Origin of the sequence: Bacillus sp. JJ864 (assembly GCF_036963045.1) — a bacterium.
In the GTDB taxonomy this organism is placed as follows: Bacteria; Bacillota; Bacilli; order Bacillales; family Bacillaceae_G; genus Bacillus_A; species Bacillus_A pseudomycoides_C.
Genome location: NZ_JBALLY010000193.1, coordinates 283 through 3205 on the forward strand (window position 1 = coordinate 283; position 2923 = coordinate 3205).

At 32.8% G+C, this 2923-nt stretch carries 5 protein-coding genes; 4 read left to right on the plus strand and 1 reads right to left on the minus strand.

Going from position 1 to position 2923, the window contains the following annotated elements; genetic code table 11:
• Positions 1 to 383 (plus strand): hypothetical protein (locus tag V7024_RS22345; protein ID WP_335524057.1); only part of this gene is annotated, 383 nt, incomplete at its 5' end.
• Positions 384 to 512: 129 nt separating this feature from the next.
• On the opposite strand, the gene V7024_RS22350 is transcribed toward V7024_RS22345, so the two are convergent.
• On the minus strand, positions 513 to 926 hold the full coding sequence (locus tag V7024_RS22350; protein WP_335524060.1) for an NUDIX domain-containing protein: 414 nt from the start codon (positions 924 to 926) through the stop codon (positions 513 to 515).
• 139 nt (positions 927 to 1065) lie between these two features.
• Here V7024_RS22350 and V7024_RS22355 point away from each other — a divergent pair, with 139 nt between their 5' ends.
• The 3 genes from V7024_RS22355 (at position 1066) to V7024_RS22365 (ending at position 2822) form a co-directional block, all read left to right on the plus strand.
• A complete protein-coding gene (locus tag V7024_RS22355) occupies positions 1066 to 1536 on the plus strand; it encodes a GNAT family N-acetyltransferase (protein WP_335524063.1) in 471 nt (156 codons plus the stop codon).
• A gap of 100 nt (positions 1537 to 1636) precedes the next feature.
• Complete coding sequence (locus V7024_RS22360) at positions 1637 to 2278, plus strand: FMN-dependent NADH-azoreductase (RefSeq protein WP_335524066.1); 642 nt, start codon at positions 1637 to 1639, stop codon at positions 2276 to 2278.
• Positions 2279 to 2357: 79 nt separating this feature from the next.
• Entirely contained in the window at positions 2358 to 2822 is a 465-nt protein-coding gene (locus tag V7024_RS22365) for an NUDIX hydrolase (protein WP_335524069.1), read from the plus strand.
• Positions 2823 to 2923: the final 101 nt, after the last annotated feature.

Sequence of the window (2923 nt, forward strand, 5' to 3'; positions counted from 1 at the left end):
AAGAAATGAAAATAAAACTTATATTTTTAAATATATTTATTCATATAATTTTTGCATTTATATTTCCTTACATACCTTTTTTTATAATATATAGTATTTATTTTACGGCGATTCTGATAGGTTACTTTAGCACACCTCCTGATATTCTTGGAGAAGTAGGGATATCAGCTGTTTTTTCTCTTTTTTCAACATTACTAATGTTACTTTTCATTTTTCTCATTTTGGTACCAGGAAATCGTTTTATCTACCGAAGATTGCATATAAGCAAATTAAATTATTGGATCTTTAGTTTGTCGGTTTTTATCATAGCGTTTTTCGTAATCTTGTTAAATTTTGATCCTTTTGACTTTATAGAAAAATTCACCGAATTAAAGCAAAACTAAAATGCATGAGCCCGGTACAATACGAAAGAGCTGAAAAAGTATTCATGAGAACACTTAATTTAAAAAGTTTATAAATTTAAGGAAAAGTAATTATTTTTGGTTGCAAAATAAGACCGCTTGCCTCACAGCCTATTGTTGATGATCATGAACAAGCAACCGCTGAGCTTCAGATGAAGAAACCCAATGCAGGATATAGTCATCTTCTTTTGGAATATGTGTTTTTCGTCTTTTGTTACATATGTAAAAATATCCATCATTTATATAATAAACATCTTCTTTTTCAGCATAAAAGTAGAGCTCAGCATTTCCGACATAATGCTGCACCTCAATTTCCCAGCCTAATTCTTCTAATAGTTCACGGTGTAAGCAACTTTCTATTGTTGCGCTATTTTCTATTCCGCTGCCAGGTGAAAAATATCTTACATCTTTTTGGATAATGGTTATTTTACTAGTATTTTCATTAAAAATAATTGCATAAGCGCTTGGGCGTGATAAGTATTCTATATGTGGCTTTTTCTTGCCAAAAGAAGGCTTTATTTGCATAATTTCCACCTAATTTCATTTGTGTTAATCTAATTATCTCATATGTATCTACGAAAATAAATTTTTAAGTTAAACAGGAAAATGTATCTCAATATCTAATAATATATGAGTATTACTGGAAAAAGAGAGGATATGACATATGTACATTAGAAAAATTAAACCTGAGGATTATACTACAATAAATTCTGTTATGAATGACTGGTGGGGCGGAAGACAGATGGCAGATATGCTGCCAAAGCTTTTTTTTATTCATTTCCAAGAAACTAGTTTTATTATTGAAAAAGACAATGAAATTGCAGGATTTTTATGTGGTTTTTTCTCGCAAACTTTTGAGGATGAGGCATACGTTCATTTTATCGGTGTGAATCCGAAATTTAGAAGACAAGGGATTGCATCAGCGCTGTATTCTTCTTTTTTTGATGCAGTTCGTTCCAATGGTCGTCACGTTGTAAAAGCAATAACATCTCCGGTTAACAAAAAGTCTATTCAATTTCATCGTGAGATAGGTTTTGAGATTGAAAGAGGAGATGATGAAATAGATGGTGTGTCTGTACATACAAACTATGATGGAAAAGGTGGAAGTCGAGCATTATTTGTAAAGTATATATAAATGATGCAAGCAGCAAAACAATATAAAATTTTTAATAAAAATCAATATAAAAGGCAATATAAGGAGGGTTGAATTTATATTTTGAAAGGAAAGATAACAATTGAGCAAAATTTTATACATTACTGCAAATCCTAAAACACCCGATCAATCATATGGACTTTCAGTTGGACAAGCTTTTTTAGAAGTATATCGTAGCGAGGCTCCAAATGATGAAATTATTGAACTTGACTTATATAAAACTAATATTCCGTACATTGATGCGGATGTATTTAGTGGATGGGGAAAACTACAACAAGGGACAGTGTTTGAAAATCTTTCTGCAGAAGAGCAAAGTAAGGTCTCTGCAATTAATAAATTAACAGATCAATTTGTAGAAGCGGATAAATATGTATTTGTAACACCGATGTGGAATTTTAGTTTTCCACCGCTTATGAAAGCGTATATTGATACAATTTGTATTGCAGGAAAAACATTCAAGTATACAGCAGAAGGTCCTGTTGGTTTGTTATCTGGTAAAAAGACCGTTCATATCCAAGCACGCGGTGGTATATACTCAGAAGGCCCAGCAAAAGAAATGGAATTTGGAGATCGTTATCTTCGGGCCATTATGAGCTTTGTTGGAATTATAGATGTGCAATCTGTTTTTGTAGAAGGTATGAATCAAATGCCGAATGAAGCAGAGCGTATTAAAGGAAAAGCAATTGCACAAGCGAGAGAAATTGCGAAAAATTTTGCGGAATAATTAGAAAAAAACCCACAAATTTCTTATAATGGAATTTGTGGGTTTTTATTTGTCAGATAGATATGGGGAGGAAATCGGGATGGATATTGTTTTTACAGAGGATGGGAAACGTTTTAACTATCGTGTAGCAGCTGTATGTATAGAAAATGGACAGGTTCTTCTTCATCGCGGCAAGGGAGATGACTATTGGTGTTTACCTGGCGGACGAGTTCAAATGTTGGAAAGTAGTGAGTCTGCTCTGAAAAGAGAGCTTCAAGAAGAATTAGAAGCGAATGCAAATGTAAAACGATTAATATGGGTTGTGGAGAAGTTTTTTACATACGATAATCATGAGTTTCATGAAATTGGTTTTTACTATGAAACACATTTAGAAGATTTCGTTATTCCGAAAACGGGTTCTTTTATAAGAGAAGATGGTGGTCGAGAGTTTGAATTCCAGTGGGTTTCGCTAGAGGAATTACATCTTTTTAATACGCAACCTGCATTTTTAACAACAAAGCTAGATCATTTACCGCAGTGTGTAGAACATATTGTGACAAACTAAAAGAAAGACGGCTCTGTACCGTTAAGGTTATATATAATTTCATACAAAAAGAGACTATCCGAAAAGGCATATAGGTGCCTTTTAGGATAGTCTCTTTTTGT